Raw genomic sequence first — 18,994 nt, 5'->3', positions numbered from 1 at the left:
CTACTGTATACCAACCTTATAGTATTGGAAGGCTTGAACGTAAATGTAATAAGACAGCACTATGATAGAGTTCAACTGCCCGCCTTTTGTCATAACGGAAACGGTACATATCACACTCTTTTCCGCCTTAGAGCTGTACGATTGCTGGCATTTTATGTCGTATTCTTTGTAACGAGCAAGAAAAATGTCGAATATAAACCTGTTTACTAGCCATTATTACAAAAAGGCCTCCTGATTAAGGAGGCTTACTATTACAGGGGCTTACTATTAAAGATGCAACACTGCCGCTTGTCGCAGCAGATTGGCTAACCAGGTCAAATAGTGACCGCGAAAGATTGTATGTTGTACTTTTTACAACCATTTGGCTGCAATTGGGCCTTAAATCGCCTCTACATTGTACTTATTACAATGATTCATGCGCTCAACCGCTTCCATCTCACCTTTTCGCAACAAATGGTTGTATATTGTGCAATGAAAAGCCACTTACTTGGTCAAACCAAGGTATTATGTTGTATACAATGCAACATACGCCTTTGACTTTGCTGCTGTACCGTCTGACAACGGCGAAACCTACGAAAGATATATGCAGTGGCAAACATTAGAAGTTTATTAGCATTTATAAAAAGCGTAATAAAAAATTCCAACGCCTATACCTGCGTTGGGATTTTTTTATTATAGCTCAAGTTTTTTCCTTAATTTTACAAGATGAGTCATATGTCCAAGCAAGCAGGTAATTGCCTGCATTAAATAGTTGAGAATATAAAAATGGGAGGTATTTCACTATGGCCTGCAATACCAATTCATCTGCAACTGCTTTAACTTGCTGTTCGGATAAAACCTTTGTTCAGGATAAGGTATGTACACCCTGGAGTGGCACTGTTGTAGCCGCTGATGTTCTACTTACGGTCTTCACAAATAACATCAATCAAAATATTGTCGGAACAGGCTATTTGCAATATGACGTTGGACCTGATGATATTACGTTTGATCTGCTGAATAGTGCTGGAGTTGCCATGATTACGCCAATTACCATTTCCCCTGGGTCGAGTCTATCTTTTACTTATCGACGATTCGGATCTATACGTTTAACTTTACCAGGAACAACTGCTGGCATTTATCAAGGGGAGTTTTGCATAACAACTCGTTATCCAGTCCAATAAAAGGCACAAAAGGAGGGACATCTGTCTATGTGTGATACAGCACTTAGTTGTTGTACAGATAAAGTATTTGTACAAGACAAAGTTTGCACAAATTGGCTGTTTACTGCCGCAGGTACACAAACCATTTATTCGGATAATATCTCCACCATCATTAGTGGCACAGGGTACGTGAAGTATGAAACAGGCGTTGGGGCATTGACCGTCAACTTTTTCAAAATAGGCATAGTTGCCGCCATTCAAACGCTTGTCATTCCTGTAGGAGGAAGTGCAACGTTCACTGTAGGGAGATTTGATAGCATTTCGTTCACAACTACCGGAGCTGCACAAGGTGAATTTTGTATAACCGTACGTTATAGCCTTTAAAAGTTAACCTCTGTGGTCCTTCCTTCATCGCGAAAAACCACCGGGTTATTCATCGATAGGGTAGTCTGATTCCGATTGTACTTGCAGCGTAGTTGAAATGACATATTTTCCTTCCACATACGTCATTTCCGTAGCTTGCGCAGATATATAAATGGATTTAGTCCCCTGGCCTATAAAATTAATCGTACTGCCTGGTGGTACAGACAGAATTTTACTTTCTGTACCATCAACTTTCACCTCTAATGCTTGAGTGCTGCTTGAACTCGAAAATATACTTATCTGGGCAATCGTAATATTGGAGTCAACATCCGATTCCCATATATAGAATCCTGGCTGTTCTCCTTGGATCAAAATATTTCCGCAGCACTCTTTATTGACTACTAGGTTAGAGACTGTTTTAACCGGCGGATCTGTCGAAGGTAATGGGATTGGATAAGCCCACGGAATCGACTTATGGCCTTTGCAATGTTTTGGAGGGCAGCTAAAAACGAGCGAAGGTCTCCTTCTGGGCGCCTCCTTTTTTCGACATGGTGCAGGTAGTTTACAGGTTATTTTTCGTTTGTTATTCGTTTGGCAGGTTTGTTTAACCTTGAGGACGATCCTTAACGATATCATCATTTTTTTCTTACAGCCTTTTCTCCTTTTCAGCACTCTCCCCCTCCTTTCAAAACCTAATTGCAAATGCACACTTGATATTAAATGTAACGAATCCGCGCATGGTCATTCATTAATAAGAAATTTTTTCCAGAAATTATGTTATCTCATGTACGGACCAAACAACACCATTCGAAGGGCCGTTCCCAACGTTTAATGAAATCGTCAATCCGTTCGCATTGTAGAAGAGCCCGATCACATCTCCTGCTGAAAGTAAAACTTCTCCGGCTAATGTGATATTCCCGTTTCCCAAAACAGCCCTTAAGCTTAAGACTAACGCCACATTGACATTTAAAATAGGTAAAAGTCCGCTCACCAAATTCGTTACGCTTGGCGATGTCCGTTGAACGACAAAAAATGGGTTAATGCCTGCTCCAAGGGTTACAGTAACAGCAGCTGTAGTGGTGTAATTTATAGTGGCAAGTATCGTATATCTCCCTGTATTCGGGATTGTAAAATTTCCAGTAACGGCATTAAAATTAGCATGGCCATAATACGGATTAGCTGTCGACCAATTCGTAAGCTGTGCGCTCGCCGAAACAGAAACTGTGGACAAAAAAGCCGAAAACCCAACAGCAGCAAAGTTTGGCCCTGTTGCCCCGGTCTCTCCCGTGGCTCCCGTGGCTCCCGTCGCACCCGCGACTCCCGTCACTCCCGCAGCTCCCGTCGATCCCGTCGCTCCCGTTGCACCCGTCGATCCCGTCGCACCCGTCACTCCCGTGGCCCCCGCGGCCCCCGTTGCACCCGTCGCTCCTGTTGCTCCCGTCGCTCCCGTCACTCCCGTTGCCCCCGTCGCTCCCGTTGCTCCCGTCGCTCCCGTCACTCCCGCGGCTCCCGTCGCCCCCGTTGCTCCCGTCACTCCCGTGGCTCCCGAGGCCCCCGTCGCTCCCGCAGCTCCCGTCGCTCCCGCAGCTCCCGTTGCTCCTGTCGCTCCCGTCGCTCCCGCTGCTCCCGTCGCTCCCGTTGCCCCCGTTGCCCCCGTGGCTCCTGTCGCTCCCGCAGCTCCCGTCGCTCCCGCGGCTCCCGTTGCTCCCGCGGCTCCCGTCACTCCCGTGGCTCCCGTCGATCCCGTTGCTCCCGTCGCCCCCGTCACTCCCGCGGCTCCCGTCGCTCCCGCGGCTCCCGTCGCTCCCGTTGCTCCTGTCTCTCCCATTGCTCCCGTGGCTCCCGTGGCTCCCGCGGCTCCCGTCGCACCCGTCACTCCCGCGGCTCCCGTCGCTCCCGCGGCTCCCGTCGCTCCCGTTGCTCCTGTCTCTCCCGTTACTCCCGTTGCTCCCGTGGCTCCCGTGGCTCCCGTTGCTCCTGTCGCTCCCGTCGCTCCCGTCACTCCCGTGGCTCCCGTCGCTCCCGTTGCTCCCGTCACTCCCGTCGCTCCCGTTGCTCCCGTTGCACCCGTCGCACCCGTCGCTCCCGTTGCCCCCGTCTCTCCCGTTGCTCCCGTCTCTCCCGTGGCTCCCGTCGCTCCCGTTACCCCCGTGGCCCCCGCGGCTCCCGTGGCTCCCGTCGCCCCCGTCGATCCCGTCACTCCCGCGGCTCCCGTGGCCCCCGTTGCACCCGTCACTCCCGTTGCCCCCGGCGCTCCCGCGGCTCCCGTCGCTCCCGTGGCCCCCGTCTCTCCCGTTGCTCCCGTCGCTCCCGTCGCACCCGCAGCTCCCGTGGCTCCCGCAGCTCCCGTTGCTCCCGTTGCTCCCGTTGCTCCCGTCGCCCCCGTCGCTCCCGTTGGGCCAGTTGGGCCAGTTGGCCCAGTAGGACCAGTCACTCCTTTCTTTTTACAGTTACCATCGCAGCTCAACGAATCAGAACATGAGCAAGTTGAACTATTCAAAGGGTAAGCTTCTACGAACGCCTTTTTATTTTTTGGGTAGCTAAATGACATTTCTAGCAGCCCCTCTCTTTACTACAATTGCATTTACATATACGCGCAAACTCTATGACTAGTAAATGCTATTAACCTATCAAATGCTTGTACGTTAGCCTTAAGCCATAATAAAAAGACCAAGCTCTTGCCATCGGACAAGAACTTGATCCTTATATGAAATCAATATCTTACATCGGAAGATCGAAACCGGTAATCGTTTTGGTTTCCAAGCAATCTTCCAGACCATAGATGCCGTATTCGCGGCCGATTCCGGAATGCTTGAACCCGCCGAAAGGTGCTTTCATTTCAAAACCTGCCCCGTTGATGAGTACCACACCCGCTTGGATACGGGACGCCAATTCGTTCGCTTTCTCCATGTTCGCCGTGCTGATGTAAGCACCCAAACCGTAGTCCGTGTTATTGGCCATAGCAACGGCTTCTTCCTCGTTATTGTATGTTAAAATCGAAAGCACAGGTCCGAAAATTTCTTCCTTTGCGATCGTCATCTCTTCCGTAACGTTAGCAAATACCGTCGGTCTGACAAAGTTCCCCTTTTCCAACCCCTGCGGCTGGCCTTCGCCACCAATCACCAACTCAGCGCCTTCTTGAATGCCGGATAAAATGTAACGCTGAACCTGATTGTATTGTTTCTCAGTAACAAGCGGACCAAGAATCGTATCTGCTTCAGATGGGAGTCCGACTTTGATCGACTCTACGGTTTCTCTTGCCAGTTTCTTAACTTCTTCCAACCGGTGCTCGGGAACGAACAATCTAGTACCGGCAACACAGGCTTGCCCATTGTTCGTATAACACGATCTGACCGCGGCAGGGATTGCTTTGGCAAAGTCCGCATCGTCGAGAACGATATTCGGAGATTTACCTCCAAGCTCTAAAGTAACACGCTTCATGGAGTCTACCGTAGCTCTGCGAATTTCTTTTCCGACCCGTGTTGAACCGGTAAAATTAATCATGGCTACATCCGGATTGCATGTAAGTTCGGCCCCCACTGATGCACCAAGACCATTCACGACGTTGATCACGCCAGCTGGGATGCCCGCTGCATGGAAACATTCCGTTAACAATTGCGTCTGCAGGGCGCTTAACTCGCTCGGCTTAATCACAACCGTACATCCTGCTGCAATCGCTGCTCCTAGTTTGGCCGTAATCTGCGAATAACTTGCATTCCAAGGTGTGATAATACCGATAACGCCTACGGGCTCGGAAACAACTTTAGCTTTGCCGATCATATGGACAAAATCGAACTGCTCCAGCGCCTCTTTGCTGTCCATCAAATTAGCCGCGGCCAATTTGACCCTCCCGATTGAAGCCATTCGAGGGGCACCGTATTCGAGGATATTCGCTTCCGCCAACTCATCGATTCGATCCAAGATTGCGTCGTTCAAACGCTGCAACATGGCGGACCTTTCTTCCACAGATGTTCTTGAAAAGGTAGAGAATGCTGCTTTCGCCGCCGTTATGGCAAGCTTAGCATCTTCTTCATTTCCAAGCGTTACACGGCCAAAAACTTCTCTTGTAGAAGGGTTAACCAACTCCAAATGGTCCGTACCTCTTGGAGTTACAAACTTTCCATCTATATAAATTTTATCTATGTTTCTCATACCAGACACCTACTTTGTTGTAGTTTTTAACGTTGTAATCTTAAGAAATGGATGGCACAGCTCCGTTTTTCCGGCTTCGAGCAATTGGCAAGTAAACTACGGCACTTACAGCCAAAGCTGCAGCTATCACCATAAATACACCTCGAGTTGAATCCGTATGAAGCAGCAGTTCTATTCCTTTAACAAATAAAGGGCTGAGGAATTGGCAGGCATAAACACAAGCAAGCATTAATGAAATGGCGGATGTTAAGCTAAGTTTGGGCACAACTTCCGCTGTTTTGATGAAAGATAGTGGAAACAGCATGCCCTCTGCCAAACCGATCATGAATACCGCAAGCGCTACACTCCACACTGTGTGTGCAGAACCGATGAGTAGGAAGCCTCCGGCCATCACAGCTAAATCCAACGGGACGAGCAGTTTTTTTAACATGATGCTTAATCGGGTTACCGCAAGCCCTCCGACGAAAACGCCAACTAGAGCGAAAGCAGTCAAGTAACCTACTGAAGCTACGGTGCCAATGCCGTTATTGGACAAATAGAGAGACAGGTTCGTCGGAATCAAAGTGAACATCATCGAATGAAGCCCTGCCGCAGCCGCAACCGCAAAGAAAAACTTCGGAAGCTTAGCCGTCCCTTTCGCTACCACTTCCGTTTGAATCGGCGGAAACTTTGGTAAAAAGGCGATGACCAAAATAAATAACACAACAGCATACAAATAAGTTAAAAATACGTCTCTCCATCCAAAAGATGCGATAATTCCGCCAAAAGATAAAAATATAGCTCCACCGATGCCATTAATTGAAGTCTGTATACCATTCATGCGCGATCGTTCTTTGCCTTGGAAATTCTCTGCTATCAAAGCGTTAAACGTTGGTGAAATGAGGCCGATGCTGAGACCCAAGATAGCCCGAAAGGCTAAGATCATTTCAAATGAGTTCATGAAGGTCGGGCCAACGCCACCTATGATATACATCAGCAAACCTGCTATTAAAATGCTTTTCCGAGAAAACCGTCTGCCTAGATTCCCTGCCATAAATAAGGTCGGCAAAATAAATAGAGAAGAAATGGTAACGACCCACTGTACCAACAGCGCGTTGGTGCCGGGGAAAGCCACAGCCAGCGGTTTAACCGCCGGCGCAGCCATCATCGTTCCGAAGGTGGTCGTAACCGCCATCGATAATAAAGCAATTCTTGCACTCAGTTTCATAGATGCAACCTCTCTCTGACTTTGTATGGCAAATCAGCGTATGTTGCAGGCTTATTTTTCTTCAAACTCGTCATACATGCGCGTTACTTCCGGATCCAACGCTTTGGATGCATAATCCGTTGATTGGCTAAGCGCCTGCCAGCGTTTCGTTTCCGCTAACTTGCCTTGGTCCACCGCATTTGCGATGGCTACTGCATCGCTTCCGAGCAATAAGCGAAGAGGCGGATTCTCCTCATTGACGATCTGAATGATTGCTTGCGCGGCTTTATCCGGATCGCCGTTCTCTTTGCCGGTTGTATCGCGAAGATGTTTCAGCAAGCCGCCGACTGTGTCACGGTATTCTTCTCTAGGCTCGATATGCTGCATGGAAGAGCCTGCCCAATCGGTACGGAAACCGCCTGGTTCGATTAAGGTGACTTTTAATCCCAGTGGCGCTACTTCTTTGGACAGTACTTCGGAGAAACCCTCCACAGCCCATTTTGCTGTCTGGTAAGGTGCAAGACCTGGTGCGCCTGTTCTGCCGCCAATCGAAGAAAATTGGACAATATGACCATGGCCTTGTTTTCTTAACAAGGGCAGCGCGGCTTTTGTAACGTTAATAACGCCCCAGAGATTCGTTTCCACCTGCGCGCGGAAATCTTCCATCGATGTTTCTTCTATAGAAGAGACATTACCGTAGCCTGCATTATTAACAAGGACATCCAATCGTCCGAACGTTTCGAAAGCGGTCTGGATAGCGGCTTCAGCCTGCTCGAATCGATTTACATCTAACTGCACGATCCGAACCTGGCTGCCATAACGTGCTGCAAGATCGGCAATCTGCTCTGTATTGCGAGCTGTAGCGACAAGTTGATCTCCTTTAGCCAATACCGCTTCGGCAAGACTGCGACCAAACCCGCGTGAACTACCTGTAATCAACCAAACTTTAGACATATAATATTGCCTCCTTCATTTTGTTTGGAATATTTGTTCCATAGTTAATATACTCCCTCGACAACAATAGGTCAATACATTTCGGAATTTTTATTCCAAATAGATGTAGCATCTTAAAAATAAAACCTGATAAAAGCGCATTCAAAGCGGAATTAACACAAAAATATCAAACCCCAAAGAGAACAAGGCGGCCATTTAATGGAATTTAAATTCCATAATTAGAACTCGATTAAAATCTAAATCCAATACTTTGGAATTTATTTTCTAACTCTACACAAAAAAACAGCCCACGGAACCTAACAAGTTCCTAAGACTGTTTTTCAAACGAGAATCGCCTTCCATGAAGCTTCCATAATTTGTTGAATCTGGAGCTCGTTCATCGGATATTTCTTTACGTAGTATCCTTTTAGAATTGAAGCTATCATTCCGTGCATGAGCTGGTGACACAAATGAGAGTCCATTTCTTTCAAAATCCCCTGCTTTTGTCCTTCAATAATTAAGGAAATAATCACATCACGAGAGTTATGAGCATCGTCCATCGCACGCAGTTCAGGTGAGATATACGGTGAATAGGAGAAGCTATCGATAAACATGAATTCCTTTGGACAATGAATACCGAACTGCAGTCTATTTAACTGAAGACACCTAAATCGCTCATACAGGCTTGCTTCAGGATTATAATCCCGCATCAAGTAATCCCCCATTAGCATCCGTGCTTCTTTATACACCGCATTAACCAGCTCTTCTTTATTTGCAAAATAGTTATACATCGTGCCAGACCCTACGTTTGCTCGCTTAAATATTTTGGAGAAGGTAACCGACTGAAGTCCCTCTTCGTCAATTAAGTCGAGTGTGGCGGTCATTATGTCCTGTTTCTTGCTCATGGATTCCACCTCTTGGCACTAACATTAGTACGATCCCGAGGTAGATGTCAAGTAGGTAGAGCCTTATTCCGCGGCGGGTTCAAAAGTTTTGACAACTTCATAGCTGCCCGGTTCAAACTTTGCTATCGTCATTGCTTCCTGAAGATACGGGAGAGGTTTAGGGTCATTTCGCATCGCTTGGTAATCTTCCGCACTTCTCCACTGCGCGTACATCGTTACTTTCGTCCCTTCTGTTCCGCGGTGCAAACTGCAAGAAATAAATCCCGGCGCGTATCGAACGGAGACATCTGTTGCACTAGTAAGTAAATCGATGAGACGTTCCTGATTTTCCGGTTCCACTGTGAACACATTAATAAAAGTAAGAACGTTATTGTTCGTTGATATCACTGTCATACATTTAACTCCTTCAATGATTTATTCTCGCGTATCTTTTGCTTCATGCCTCCATCTTATACACGCAAGAATCTGATTTCAAAAAGGGTATAACCTCATACTAGCGAGTGTTAAGTTAGTCAACGATACACCTTTGAGGAACTACAGGCCGTTATTCTAGCAAATCCTGCTCGTTCCGCACTCGAGCGGAACTACAGGACCTTATTTGACCACCTGACCCGTTTTCCTTAAGAAAAACGGACAAATAGCGGCCCACAGTTCCCCTCCACGCGAAACAGAGCCTATTTCGATGAAATAGCGCCCTGTAGTTCCGCTTGCCAGGGAAAAGCGCCCATTACTTGAACTGACGGAGGAATCCGATTACGCGCTCCAAAAGCAAAGCCGTCGCATCAGCGTCATAAGAAGGTAAACTGCTGTCAGCGAACAAGTGTTGATCGCCCGGGTACAAAAAGAGTTCGGCCTGATTGGCCGAAGTCACGAGCTCACGAGCCGCTTCCAAGTCGCCTTCGTCAACAAAATACGGATCAGCCTCCATACCGTGAATCTGAACCGGCAGTTCCGCTGGCCAGGGAGATCCGAACATTGACGCCGGTACGCAGGAGTAAAAAAGAAGCGCGCCAATAGCGCCCTCCCGAGTCTGGGTAAGCTTCTGTGCAGGCAATACGCCCAGCGAAAACCCCGCATAAACGATGTCACTCGGAAGCTCATGTGCCGCACGAACACCACGCTCCAGCATCTCATCGAATCCGATCTCCTTAACATAGGCCATGCCATCCTGGATGGTCGTAAACACATGACCTTCGTAAAGATCAGGAACATGTACTGTGTGTGCCTCTTTTCTCAGCTCGTCAGCAAAGGTGTGAATTCCCTCAGTCAGCCCCAGTGAATGATGAAATATAAGAACCTCGGCCATTTTTCTTCCCCTCCTACGTTAAGTTCTGAAATTATACTTCTATTGAATCCAGTGGAACTCCTCTTCGCTGACCCTCCACTTGTATAATCCATCCTTTATTGTCTCAAATTAATCATTAGTGCATAGAAGAAGGAGTAGAATGTGGAATCCACACCTTTATTGATTCATCAATTACCTTTGTGCAAAAGAATGCTTTCGCTCTTGCAAGGCCCTAACCGTCGAAGTTATCCCTTCCTTGAACGGAGTTGCTACGATCGGTCCGATCAATCGCTTGTATTTTTCTCCGCTCAACACAAGGGGCTCTTCGGTTAAATAAAGCATCTCGACGACTTCTTTCATCACAGGGACGCTCATGCCAATCAACGACAGACCTAATTTTTTTAGTGGGATGACTGGCTTAGCAATTCCACTTGCCGATCGGGCAATTCTTACGATCTCTCGTCCTGAGATGAGGCCTGCCCCCGGAATATGCCAGTTCTGTCCATAGGCGAAATCATTGCCTGCCAATTCGGCAACCATCGCAGCGGCATCCGGTAAATAGACGAATTCGCGAGGGACTTGCATGTTGCCGATGAAAAAAGCCAGTTTACCCGCCGCGATCGCCTCCAAGGTTGAGCCTAAATAAGAGGCTTCATTAGCCGTTGGCCCGTAGTAGTCAGGCAAGCGAATAATCATGACTTGAGCTTTGGTCCATCGTTGGCTAAAAAGCATTCGTTCGTAGTCAAGCCTAACGTTTCCTTTTATCGTATGAGGCTGTTTGGGATGATCCTCTGTAACCAGCTCCATTTGTTTTCTGCCATATGGATAGATCCCGTCAATTGCTACAACTCTTATAGCGAGCCGTTCCGCGGCCTCCATCACAGATTCGCCTAAAGGAATCAGCTTGTTGACCATCTCATGATAAGGTACGTTCGCGCAATGGAACAGGACGTCAGCCCCGCCCGCTTGGGCCACTATATCCCCAGGTCGCATAGCGTCTCCTACAGATAGAGTCAAATGCTTCGGATTGCCAAGCTTTCTGGCGAACTGCTCTAATTTCTGACGAGAACGTCCAAATGCAATGGTCTCTATACCTCTTTTCACAAGTTCCTCTGTGATTGCCGCTCCCGTGCCACCCGTTGCTCCTATTACTATTGCTTTTTTCATTTTATCAGCTCCAGTTTTCATTATTTGTGATTGGTCAATCACTAACTTGAGATCATCTTATCATTCAGTTATTGATTAGTCAATCACTAATTAACAAAAAAAAGACCCACAGCAGCGGGCCGAGGATCTAAACGCTCTTCTTCTCAACGTGATGAGTACCAATCAAGCACTCGTAAAGCGCGAAGCGTATTCCAACGACTCGGCTCGCCTTCAACGCTTTCCATGTCAAAGTGAACACGATCGGAATGCGTATTCTCAAGCGGCCATCTCCCGCTCCCGTCTTGTTTCTTCGCTACCAGACCGACCGCCTCAGCGACTCTTTCATCGGGAATGACCCCTGCGCTGCGTAAGTAATCCAAACCGCGCAGTACATCATAATGCCACGTCGTCGGAAACGAAAACCGCGTCCAATTGAGGTCGATCACTTCGCCCGATGACAAAGACCTTAACATGCGGCGTTCCAATAGATACTCATGAGCCCGGTTACGAGCTTCCGTCACTGCAGCCGTTTCTCCTTTTGCTTTCTCATACTCCAGCAGCCCTTCCAAGACACAGATCGTGCTGTGGAACGAGGAACGCCGACTAGTAGGAGCGTTGCAATTCCAGCCTCCGTCCTCTAGCTGCTCGCCAAGGAGTCGATCAACTAGCCGAGCGCTGCCTTCCCCAAAGTAGGAACCCGCGCCGAGTATCCATCCATTGACGCAAGGTTCGGTCTCGCCGTCAAAGTACGGCAGGCCTCCCATTGGTTCCGGCCAAATGATGTTGTCACGCACAAGGCCGATGGATCTCCGGGCTTCCTCCCCCGACGGATCCAGGCCCAGGTCCTTCAAAAGCAGCAGCGTGTAGCTCGTGCATAGCCAATTTCGTGCGTCGGCTTCGCCACCCCAGTTGCCCTTGGAAGATTGCAAGCCAAGCACCCTGGCGCCCCAACCTTCCGTTGCAATCCGCGATCGCTCAGCAGCAACACGGTCATCGGACTCTTGGATTAAGTCACGCATCACTTGCCAACGAATTGCAGGGTCCCCGCCAAGCAGCCAATCTATGACTGATTCTTTGGACATATGCATTTGCCCTTCACGATTTTTAATAGACATCTAATGATTCTCCTTCATGAGTCAAATTTTCCACGATATGCCTGCTTGGATGTTTTTGACCATTGATAAATAATTAGCTCCTTTTATATTCGTGAATTTGATAAATTTTCCTGCTATCTCCATCATCGACTGGATCTAGGCAAAAAAACGCCGCAGCTCTTCCGCCACCATTTCCGGCTTACCTCCCCGATTCGTTTGGCTGACATCGCATGCTCCCCCGTGATCAAGTCCAGGCACTTCCATCCTTTTAGCCTGAGGCAGCACTTTCTCAAGACCGTCTAGCGCAGGTTTCAGATATGACAATCCTTTACTGCCGCCAAGCAGCAAAGCATCGGCATTCAAGGATCTAAATCGATCCACCTTACCGGTCATCTCGACGAGTAACTGACCGTCATAATGCAGCGTCGGTGCAAGCATTCGCATTGTTACGTCGTCCGTCTTCGCCTTCTTGCTCTCGCTTTCCATCATTTTGTTCGTCATGGACTCGAGCAGCCACCGGGGGATAGCGTTAAGCACCGGTCCACCCAGCTGCAAACCTTTCAAGCACGTGACGAGAGCGGCGGCTGTCTTGCCTTCAGCGATCTCCCGGTCATAGCGAGCTAGCCATTTCGTCCTCTCGGAGTTCATCAACAACGCCGGTTCATAGAGGGCAACCTTCCGAATAGCCGGTAGGACACGCGCTGCTTCGAGCGCAATAAGCCCTCCTGAGCTGATCCCAAAGACAAGGCTGGCACCTGATAGGGTCAGGAGTGCCTCCAAATCTTCGACTTCCTTCCGGATACCGTAGTTTTCACCGAAAGGTCCGCTTAGACCACGGCCACGGCGGTCAGGCACATAAACCGTGAAGGTGTCGGCTAGCCGCACCGCAAGCTGCCTGAAGTTTTGTGACGATAAATTGGCGCCATGTACCACCACTACGCCCGGTCCTTGACCATACTGCCGATAACCGATTGTTGTACCGTCTCTGGATATTACTGAACCTACTGTATGAGTCGCCTCGATCATCGTTGCGCTGGCGCTGGATTGAATAACGGTTGCGTTCATCATTCCAATCTCCTCCTCAGAAGTTGCTCTTCATTTGAACCGTATAAGTTCGCATGCTTATCCCTTCGATGCTAATTTGTACTACCTAGTCGCGCTGCTATTTGACTTATCCATTCCTCGTTCCAGGAGAGTTCACCCGTGCGTAAGTCTTCGATGACAGCCCGCAGCCATTCAAGTTCTGCCTGCAATATGGCCCGACTATGCTCAACCTCTAGCATGAACAATCGGGGAACAGACTCCTTGTACTTCAGTAACTGCGCATCCGTGCGTTGGATCTCCTCCTGAAGAGCTCCTTCTCTCTTCTCAAATTGCCGCTGAACGTCATCGGGAGTTAAAAGCGTAAGAAAAGAAATCGCTGCGGGAAAATCCGGATATTCCTGAGACCGGGCCGAAAGCATCTCCCTAAGCCAAATCTTCGATGTTTCCCTGCCTTCCTCAGTCAATTCGTAAACGGTTCGATCAGGGCGCCCCCCTTCACTTAATGTTCCTTGAACTGAAATGAGTCCCTCCCTCAGCAAGCGCTCAATGGTCTGATAAATACTTGTACGCTGGCGGACGTTAATGACCTCATCCTTCCCTCTTTCTTTAATAAGCTGCTGCATTCTGTAAGGATGCATGGGTTCCTCGGCCAGATGGGCGAGAATAGCTAAAGCAAGTGGTGATCGTTGGGGTTTATTTGATTTATTCTTCATAGTTATAATATTACTATTCATTTTATAACTACGTCAATGGTTTTACTTCATAATTCCCAAAATAAGTAAGCCACCCACTTCGTTCTCTAGGCAAAAAGAAATAAAGCAGGCACCGTGATGGCGCCTGCTCCATAATCTTTTTCTAACTCTCGACCTATTAACATAATACCTCAACCGTAAACCCGCCAGGTGCTTGCACATAGAACGTCCAGGCGTGCGATCGTTGCGGAGGGTTTACATGAAGACCATCATCTTTCATGCGTTGATAGATCTCGTTCACCCGAGCTTCGCTTTCTTGAATAAAGCCGATATGAAAAGTGCTTGGGTAGGTGACTTGATCTCCTTTCATCAAGGTAAGTACTAAGCCACCATCGTCCGAAAGAACAGCGAATCCATTTCCGCGCGTGTGTTTCACTTCCATTCCGAAATATTTCACAATGAAATCAATAGTAGCTTTCACATCACTGACAGTTAAATTAAGATGATTTAGTCTCACAAGTGCACTTCCTTTCCAACTAATTTTCAGTGGATTCCTCGCAATTCCTGAAAAATCTGATCTTCTAACCGTACATCGCCAGCAGCACAGGAATCTTCCAGCTGATGGATCGTTTTGCAGCCTGATATCGGAAAGACAGGAAACGGATGAGCAAGCAAGTAGCCAAGAGCGACCTGTGTCATCGTGAGATCCAGCTGCCGAGCGAGCGTTTCGACACGCTTCAGCTTAAGCAAATTACTTTCATTACACAGGTTCCATATTTTTTTATTCTCCGGGCTAGGCTGAAGCAGCTTTTCGCTTTGATATCGACCGCTAAAAAAGCCGGATGCCTGTGAATTATAGGGGATCGCAGGCAGCCCTGTACGTTCGTGATACGCCAACTCGCGTTCATCTACCGTCACCATCATAGGATCGTTTGCGGGAGGATACGAAGCAAGGCTCCACTTGTTTTGGCTGGCTGCAAAACTTTGCAGCCCTTTGCTTGCTGCATATTGACGCGCGGCTTCTATGCGATCCGATCGCCAATTTGAGCAGCCAAAATAGCGGATTTTACCCTGCTGAACCAAAGTATGCATAGTATCCATAATTTCCTCGACCGGTCGCTGTGAATCATCGCGATGCAGCCAGTACAGATCGATATAATCCGTTTGCAAGTGGCTGAGGCTCATGTCTACATCAGTATAAATATCTTCCTGGCTTAAACGCGGTATATGCATAGTCTCCAGTTCGGGGTGTGCCCCTTTGGTAGCTAGCACGATACGACTACGGTTATTACGCAACTTCAACCATTGACCGATAAGCTTTTCACTGCGGCTTCGCTCGCCCGGCACCCAATCAGAGTACACTTTGGCCGTATCGAGAAAATTGCCTCCCCTGTCCAAAAAGCGATCCATCATTTCAAAGGCATCTTCTCGGCTCACCGATTCACCGAAATTCGAAGTGCCTAGGCAAATGACGGATGGTGTTAAGTCTGTGCCGGGTATTTGTTGGTTTCTCATATAAACCTCCCTTAAGCTTATACTCGAACTAATCTATCATGCGTGATATTTTCCGACAGGAGCGTTTAATACCCACTCCAGCATTTCAATTTTGGAACGAATCTCTTTGATTTCGTCAGCATTATCTGCTGGGTTGAGTCGCTGTACCATCTGTTCCAACTGATGAATCATACGCTTAATCTGATCTTCCGATCTCATGCTACCTACCTCCAAAATAGTACTCCCACAGTGATACCGCCGCGATGCCTGCAACTCCTAATTACTAGGAATCTTCACCATCACCGTGGTTCCCCGTCCCAACTGACTTTCTATGTCTACCCCATATCCTTCTCCAAACATCAGCTTAATCCTGTTATTGATATTGGAAAGACCGATGCTTTTCCCATCCGGACTGTTCTTGACTCGCTCCGAGTAGTCCATGTTCAGCTTCGCTTTTATCACCTCTAGTTCATCATGACCAATCCCGATTCCGGAATCCGTTATTTGAAAACAGATATCCCCATTCGCATCAATCTGACCGGTTACATGTAAACTTCCTCCTGCATCCCTACGCTCAAGGCCATGATAAACCGAATTTTCAATGATAGGCTGCAAAATCATTTTAGGTGTTTTCATTTGCATGATCTTGTCATCCACATGCACTTTCATCATAAACTTGTTCTCATATCGAATGGAAATAATATTCATATAGGCCTGCACACACTGAATTTCTTCGCTTATTTGCACGAGCTCATCCTCTTTAATGCTGTAACGGAATATTTTCGACATCGAGGAAGTAATCTGGGCAATTTCCTTGCTGCCATATTCGAGCCCGATACTGCTAATGCAATTTAATGTATTATACAGGAAATGCGGATTGATTTGACTTTGCAAAGCGGAAAATTCAACTTGTTTTTTGCTAATTTCCGACTCGTACAACCTGGCCTGCGTATTCAAGATATTGCTTGCCATCTCTTCCATTTGATCAATCATGCTGTTGATATCATAGGCGAGAACACCAACTTCATTCGTTGAGCGCACTTTAATCCGAAAACCCATGTCTCTTTTCCCAATTCTTTTCATATCGGCAACAAGCCCCATCACAGGTCGTGTCAAATTATTCAGGAAAAAATACCCCAAAATAATCAAACTTAAAATGATACCGACGCCTGCTATAATGCTAACATTTTTTATCGCGTTCATGTCGGTTGTCAATTCGTGCACCGGAATAATACTTACGATCCGCCAGCCTTCTGCTTGCTCCAAATCTTTTTCCTGAACGATGACATCTTCCCCGTTGATATTGGTTTTGACGCCATTCGTTAAACTATCCCGATCTACAGAGAGTATGTCCTTGAACAAAATGCCGCGGAAATTCGTATTATTCGATGCGATAACTTCATTTCGACTGTTTAATAGATATAAAGTAGAATTAGGCGTCAGATCCGTATTTTTAACCAATTCTTGCAGCCTATCCGTATTCACCATAACCGAGCAATAGCCGGTTTGCTGTGAAAAACGAACCCCGCCAATAGCTTCAATTATAGGTGCTATATAAAAGAAATATTCGCTTCCTGTTTTTTCGTCTTTGAGAATATCCGTATACATGCCTTTTTCAACCGATTTACTATCCAGTTTATAGGAATTAATAAATTCAGCATATTGATTGGAAAAAAAAATATCACCATTTGAAGTCGCTAAACTATATATTCGTCTTCCTTCGCTGTCATTAATTACGATACCATTGACATACGAATTAAAGGACCTCATGTATTCCATGAGATCAATAACGTAAGCCCCGATATCAAACGCTCTTTTATAATCATCATCTGCAATGGTAAATTCCTGGATCTTTTTATTGTTAACGACTATGTTTGTGCTTACTTCTAAATCATTAAAGACGGTATCTATCTTTTGGCGTGTTTGTTCAATGATTTTATTGCCGTAATTGGAAGCTCTTTTTTGCGTGAGATCATAGAAGCTGTAATAGAAATACAACTCCATGGATGTAAATATGATGATTGAAAAGGTAAATATGAGCAATATCTGATGTTTTAGCTTAAGTCTACTAATCTGCACAATCCCCACTCCGATCGCTAACCATCAACTTTTTCTAAATTTCGTAGGCGTGATTCCGCATTGTTTCTTGAATACTTTATTGAAATAATAATAATCAAAGTATCCTACTTTCGTTGCCACTTCTTCAATGGATAATTCTGTATGTTTCAAAAGCTCGCACGCTTTTTTTATTCTCAATTCCGTGACATATTCTGAAAAGGTTTTGCCCAAATTTTTCTTGAAAAATTGGCAGCAATAGACTTGGTTAATGTAAAATTTGGCAGATAAATCTTTCAGATATAACCTGGATTGAAAATGACTGTCGATATATTTAACCATCTGGCTAAAATAAGCGTTGATATCCCCCTCATTCACCGTATGACCGTTCAGCTGTTTGATGTAGATCAGAATATCATATAAAAAACTGCATAAGGACTCAAAGTTCTCAAACCGTTCTTTCAGTTCAGCGTAATTCAGGAAATCAAGCTCCATGTCTTTCAGCTCTTCATAATAGGTGCCAACCAACACGCTAACCACTTGATTCCATAGGTATACGACCTCTCCCATACCCAGGTGATTTTGCCTGAAAAAGTCCACGACTCTTTCTATGCTGTACTCCATTTCATCAAACTTATTTTCTTGGATGATCGTAGAAATTTCGTCTATTAACGGCTTCACCACCGTAAACTTTGGCTCGTATTCAAACACGCCTTTTTCTTCATTTAAAAATATTTGCGACGCTGCAAGATCTGCTTCCTTAATCAACTTGGCCATCTGTTCATAATTCGTTGAAATGTTGCTGATTCCTATCGCTTTTATATCTAATCCCTCGAAAACGGTGTAATCCACATCATGTTCCAACTCTGATTTTTGATCGCTTTTTAGAATATATAACGTCTTTCTTGATCCAAAATCAATTTCCAATGTCTGTTTTCGATCGAAAAAGTTTAAGTTCTTATGCTCCTTGTTCTCACTATTGGAATACATGATAAAAACACGAAAATAATCGTCCAATGAACGATCAAAGAAGGGTGTTAAACGATTTAATTCACTTTTATCCGGTAAAGTTAAAGCCTCCAGAATCAGGTTATTCCGTACACTTCGCTTCTTGGAAAAATGCAGAGCCAGCTTTTCGATCAACGGATCGGCCATATCAATATCTATGGGCTTGAGGAAATAATCCAACGCGCCATATCTCAAGGCTTCCTGCGCATATGCAAACTCCGCGAAACCGCTTACAACTACAAACTCAACATCCAATTCCTTTTCTTTGGTCATCCGCATGAGCTCAAGGCCGGAAATTTCGGGCATTCTAATATCTGTAAAAATAAGATCAGGGCACTCCTCGTTGATGAACTCGATTGCTTTATGGACACTTGTGAACGTACCTGTGATTTCGAAACCATATTTTTCCCAGTTAAATACATTTTTTATCCCTTTTATCGCCCATGGTTCATCATCTATAATAATAACACTATACATAAGTACCCCCTAGATACCTGA

19 protein-coding genes are annotated in these 18,994 nt (G+C 46.4%); 2 read left to right on the top strand and 17 right to left on the bottom strand.

The genetic code is table 11. The features are described 5' to 3' along the window. Positions 1–782: 782 nt before the first annotated feature. Positions 783–1,160: a DUF3992 domain-containing protein gene (locus ACKTT9_RS12390; protein WP_407871811.1), complete on the top strand. Its 378-nt coding sequence runs from the start codon at positions 783–785 to the stop codon at positions 1,158–1,160. A gap of 27 nt (positions 1,161–1,187) precedes the next feature. Further along, on the top strand, positions 1,188–1,523 hold the full coding sequence (locus ACKTT9_RS12385; RefSeq protein ID WP_407871810.1) for a DUF3992 domain-containing protein: 336 nt from the start codon (positions 1,188–1,190) through the stop codon (positions 1,521–1,523). A 45-nt stretch (positions 1,524–1,568) separates the two neighbouring features. Here ACKTT9_RS12385 and ACKTT9_RS12380 read toward each other — a convergent pair whose 3' ends face one another. The 17 genes from ACKTT9_RS12380 to ACKTT9_RS12300 all read right to left on the bottom strand — a co-directional run bounded on the left by ACKTT9_RS12380 (position 1,569) and on the right by ACKTT9_RS12300 (position 18,973). After that, entirely contained in the window at positions 1,569–2,174 is a 606-nt protein-coding gene (locus tag ACKTT9_RS12380) for an S-Ena type endospore appendage (RefSeq protein WP_407871809.1), read from the bottom strand. Positions 2,175–2,274: 100 nt separating this feature from the next. Continuing rightward, on the bottom strand, positions 2,275–4,053 hold the full coding sequence (locus ACKTT9_RS12375) for a collagen-like protein (RefSeq protein WP_407871808.1): 1,779 nt from the start codon (positions 4,051–4,053) through the stop codon (positions 2,275–2,277). A 170-nt stretch (positions 4,054–4,223) separates the two neighbouring features. Continuing rightward, positions 4,224–5,654 (bottom strand): aldehyde dehydrogenase family protein, encoded by a 1,431-nt coding sequence (locus tag ACKTT9_RS12370; RefSeq protein ID WP_407871807.1) that lies wholly within the window; start codon positions 5,652–5,654, stop codon positions 4,224–4,226. A gap of 40 nt (positions 5,655–5,694) precedes the next feature. Continuing rightward, positions 5,695–6,861: an MFS transporter gene (locus ACKTT9_RS12365; RefSeq protein ID WP_407871806.1), complete on the bottom strand. Its 1,167-nt coding sequence runs from the start codon at positions 6,859–6,861 to the stop codon at positions 5,695–5,697. A 51-nt stretch (positions 6,862–6,912) separates the two neighbouring features. After that, positions 6,913–7,794 carry an oxidoreductase gene (locus tag ACKTT9_RS12360; RefSeq protein ID WP_407871805.1) on the bottom strand — a complete coding sequence of 294 codons (882 nt, stop codon included), beginning with the start codon at positions 7,792–7,794 and terminating at the stop codon, positions 6,913–6,915. A gap of 320 nt (positions 7,795–8,114) precedes the next feature. Then, positions 8,115–8,678, bottom strand: coding sequence for a TetR/AcrR family transcriptional regulator (locus ACKTT9_RS12355; protein WP_407871804.1), 564 nt, complete (start codon positions 8,676–8,678; stop codon positions 8,115–8,117). Between the two features lie 63 nt (positions 8,679–8,741). Beyond that, positions 8,742–9,071 (bottom strand): antibiotic biosynthesis monooxygenase family protein, encoded by a 330-nt coding sequence (locus tag ACKTT9_RS12350; RefSeq protein ID WP_407871803.1) that lies wholly within the window; start codon positions 9,069–9,071, stop codon positions 8,742–8,744. Between the two features lie 334 nt (positions 9,072–9,405). Continuing rightward, positions 9,406–9,984, bottom strand: coding sequence for a dienelactone hydrolase family protein (locus ACKTT9_RS12345; protein WP_407871802.1), 579 nt, complete (start codon positions 9,982–9,984; stop codon positions 9,406–9,408). A 171-nt stretch (positions 9,985–10,155) separates the two neighbouring features. Continuing rightward, entirely contained in the window at positions 10,156–11,130 is a 975-nt protein-coding gene (locus ACKTT9_RS12340; RefSeq protein ID WP_407871801.1) for an SDR family NAD(P)-dependent oxidoreductase, read from the bottom strand. Between the two features lie 143 nt (positions 11,131–11,273). After that, positions 11,274–12,224, bottom strand: a complete 951-nt coding sequence (locus ACKTT9_RS12335; RefSeq protein WP_407871800.1) for a hypothetical protein — start codon at positions 12,222–12,224, stop codon at positions 11,274–11,276. Positions 12,225–12,359: 135 nt separating this feature from the next. Further along, entirely contained in the window at positions 12,360–13,271 is a 912-nt protein-coding gene (locus ACKTT9_RS12330; protein WP_407871799.1) for an alpha/beta fold hydrolase, read from the bottom strand. A gap of 68 nt (positions 13,272–13,339) precedes the next feature. Then, positions 13,340–13,960 (bottom strand): PadR family transcriptional regulator, encoded by a 621-nt coding sequence (locus tag ACKTT9_RS12325; protein ID WP_407871798.1) that lies wholly within the window; start codon positions 13,958–13,960, stop codon positions 13,340–13,342. Between the two features lie 157 nt (positions 13,961–14,117). Continuing rightward, positions 14,118–14,456 (bottom strand): VOC family protein, encoded by a 339-nt coding sequence (locus ACKTT9_RS12320; protein WP_407871797.1) that lies wholly within the window; start codon positions 14,454–14,456, stop codon positions 14,118–14,120. Positions 14,457–14,482: 26 nt separating this feature from the next. Continuing rightward, positions 14,483–15,454: an aldo/keto reductase gene (locus tag ACKTT9_RS12315; RefSeq protein WP_407871796.1), complete on the bottom strand. Its 972-nt coding sequence runs from the start codon at positions 15,452–15,454 to the stop codon at positions 14,483–14,485. Positions 15,455–15,490: 36 nt separating this feature from the next. Beyond that, positions 15,491–15,652, bottom strand: coding sequence for a hypothetical protein (locus tag ACKTT9_RS12310; RefSeq protein WP_407871795.1), 162 nt, complete (start codon positions 15,650–15,652; stop codon positions 15,491–15,493). Between the two features lie 57 nt (positions 15,653–15,709). Further along, positions 15,710–17,512 (bottom strand): sensor histidine kinase, encoded by a 1,803-nt coding sequence (locus ACKTT9_RS12305; RefSeq protein ID WP_407871794.1) that lies wholly within the window; start codon positions 17,510–17,512, stop codon positions 15,710–15,712. A 24-nt stretch (positions 17,513–17,536) separates the two neighbouring features. Further along, positions 17,537–18,973, bottom strand: a complete 1,437-nt coding sequence (locus ACKTT9_RS12300; protein ID WP_407871793.1) for a response regulator — start codon at positions 18,971–18,973, stop codon at positions 17,537–17,539. Positions 18,974–18,994: the final 21 nt, after the last annotated feature.

The sequence above is a fragment of the Paenibacillus sp. P36 genome, from assembly GCF_045866505.1.
Taxonomy (GTDB): Bacteria; Bacillota; Bacilli; order Paenibacillales; family NBRC-103111; genus Paenibacillus_E; species Paenibacillus_E chondroitinus.
This window is presented reverse-complemented; position numbering and strand designations above follow the sequence as displayed.

Excerpts from the sequence above, each read along its gene's own strand:
- ACKTT9_RS12315 (WP_407871796.1), bottom strand. The coding sequence starts at position 15,454 with ATGAGAAACCAACAAATACCCGGCACAGACTTAACACCATCCGTCATT.
- ACKTT9_RS12350 (WP_407871803.1), bottom strand. The coding sequence starts at position 9,071 with ATGACAGTGATATCAACGAACAATAACGTTCTTACTTTTATTAATGTG.
- ACKTT9_RS12325 (WP_407871798.1), bottom strand. The coding sequence starts at position 13,960 with ATGAAGAATAAATCAAATAAACCCCAACGATCACCACTTGCTTTAGCT.
- ACKTT9_RS12360 (WP_407871805.1), bottom strand. The coding sequence starts at position 7,794 with ATGTCTAAAGTTTGGTTGATTACAGGTAGTTCACGCGGGTTTGGTCGC.
- ACKTT9_RS12390 (WP_407871811.1), top strand. The coding sequence starts at position 783 with ATGGCCTGCAATACCAATTCATCTGCAACTGCTTTAACTTGCTGTTCG.
- ACKTT9_RS12375 (WP_407871808.1), bottom strand. The coding sequence starts at position 4,053 with ATGTCATTTAGCTACCCAAAAAATAAAAAGGCGTTCGTAGAAGCTTAC.
- ACKTT9_RS12385 (WP_407871810.1), top strand. The coding sequence starts at position 1,188 with ATGTGTGATACAGCACTTAGTTGTTGTACAGATAAAGTATTTGTACAA.
- ACKTT9_RS12330 (WP_407871799.1), bottom strand. The coding sequence starts at position 13,271 with ATGATGAACGCAACCGTTATTCAATCCAGCGCCAGCGCAACGATGATC.
- ACKTT9_RS12370 (WP_407871807.1), bottom strand. The coding sequence starts at position 5,654 with ATGAGAAACATAGATAAAATTTATATAGATGGAAAGTTTGTAACTCCA.
- ACKTT9_RS12310 (WP_407871795.1), bottom strand. The coding sequence starts at position 15,652 with ATGAGATCGGAAGATCAGATTAAGCGTATGATTCATCAGTTGGAACAG.
- ACKTT9_RS12345 (WP_407871802.1), bottom strand. The coding sequence starts at position 9,984 with ATGGCCGAGGTTCTTATATTTCATCATTCACTGGGGCTGACTGAGGGA.
- ACKTT9_RS12355 (WP_407871804.1), bottom strand. The coding sequence starts at position 8,678 with ATGAGCAAGAAACAGGACATAATGACCGCCACACTCGACTTAATTGAC.
- ACKTT9_RS12335 (WP_407871800.1), bottom strand. The coding sequence starts at position 12,224 with ATGTCTATTAAAAATCGTGAAGGGCAAATGCATATGTCCAAAGAATCA.
- ACKTT9_RS12300 (WP_407871793.1), bottom strand. The coding sequence starts at position 18,973 with ATGTATAGTGTTATTATTATAGATGATGAACCATGGGCGATAAAAGGG.
- ACKTT9_RS12365 (WP_407871806.1), bottom strand. The coding sequence starts at position 6,861 with ATGAAACTGAGTGCAAGAATTGCTTTATTATCGATGGCGGTTACGACC.
- ACKTT9_RS12340 (WP_407871801.1), bottom strand. The coding sequence starts at position 11,130 with ATGAAAAAAGCAATAGTAATAGGAGCAACGGGTGGCACGGGAGCGGCA.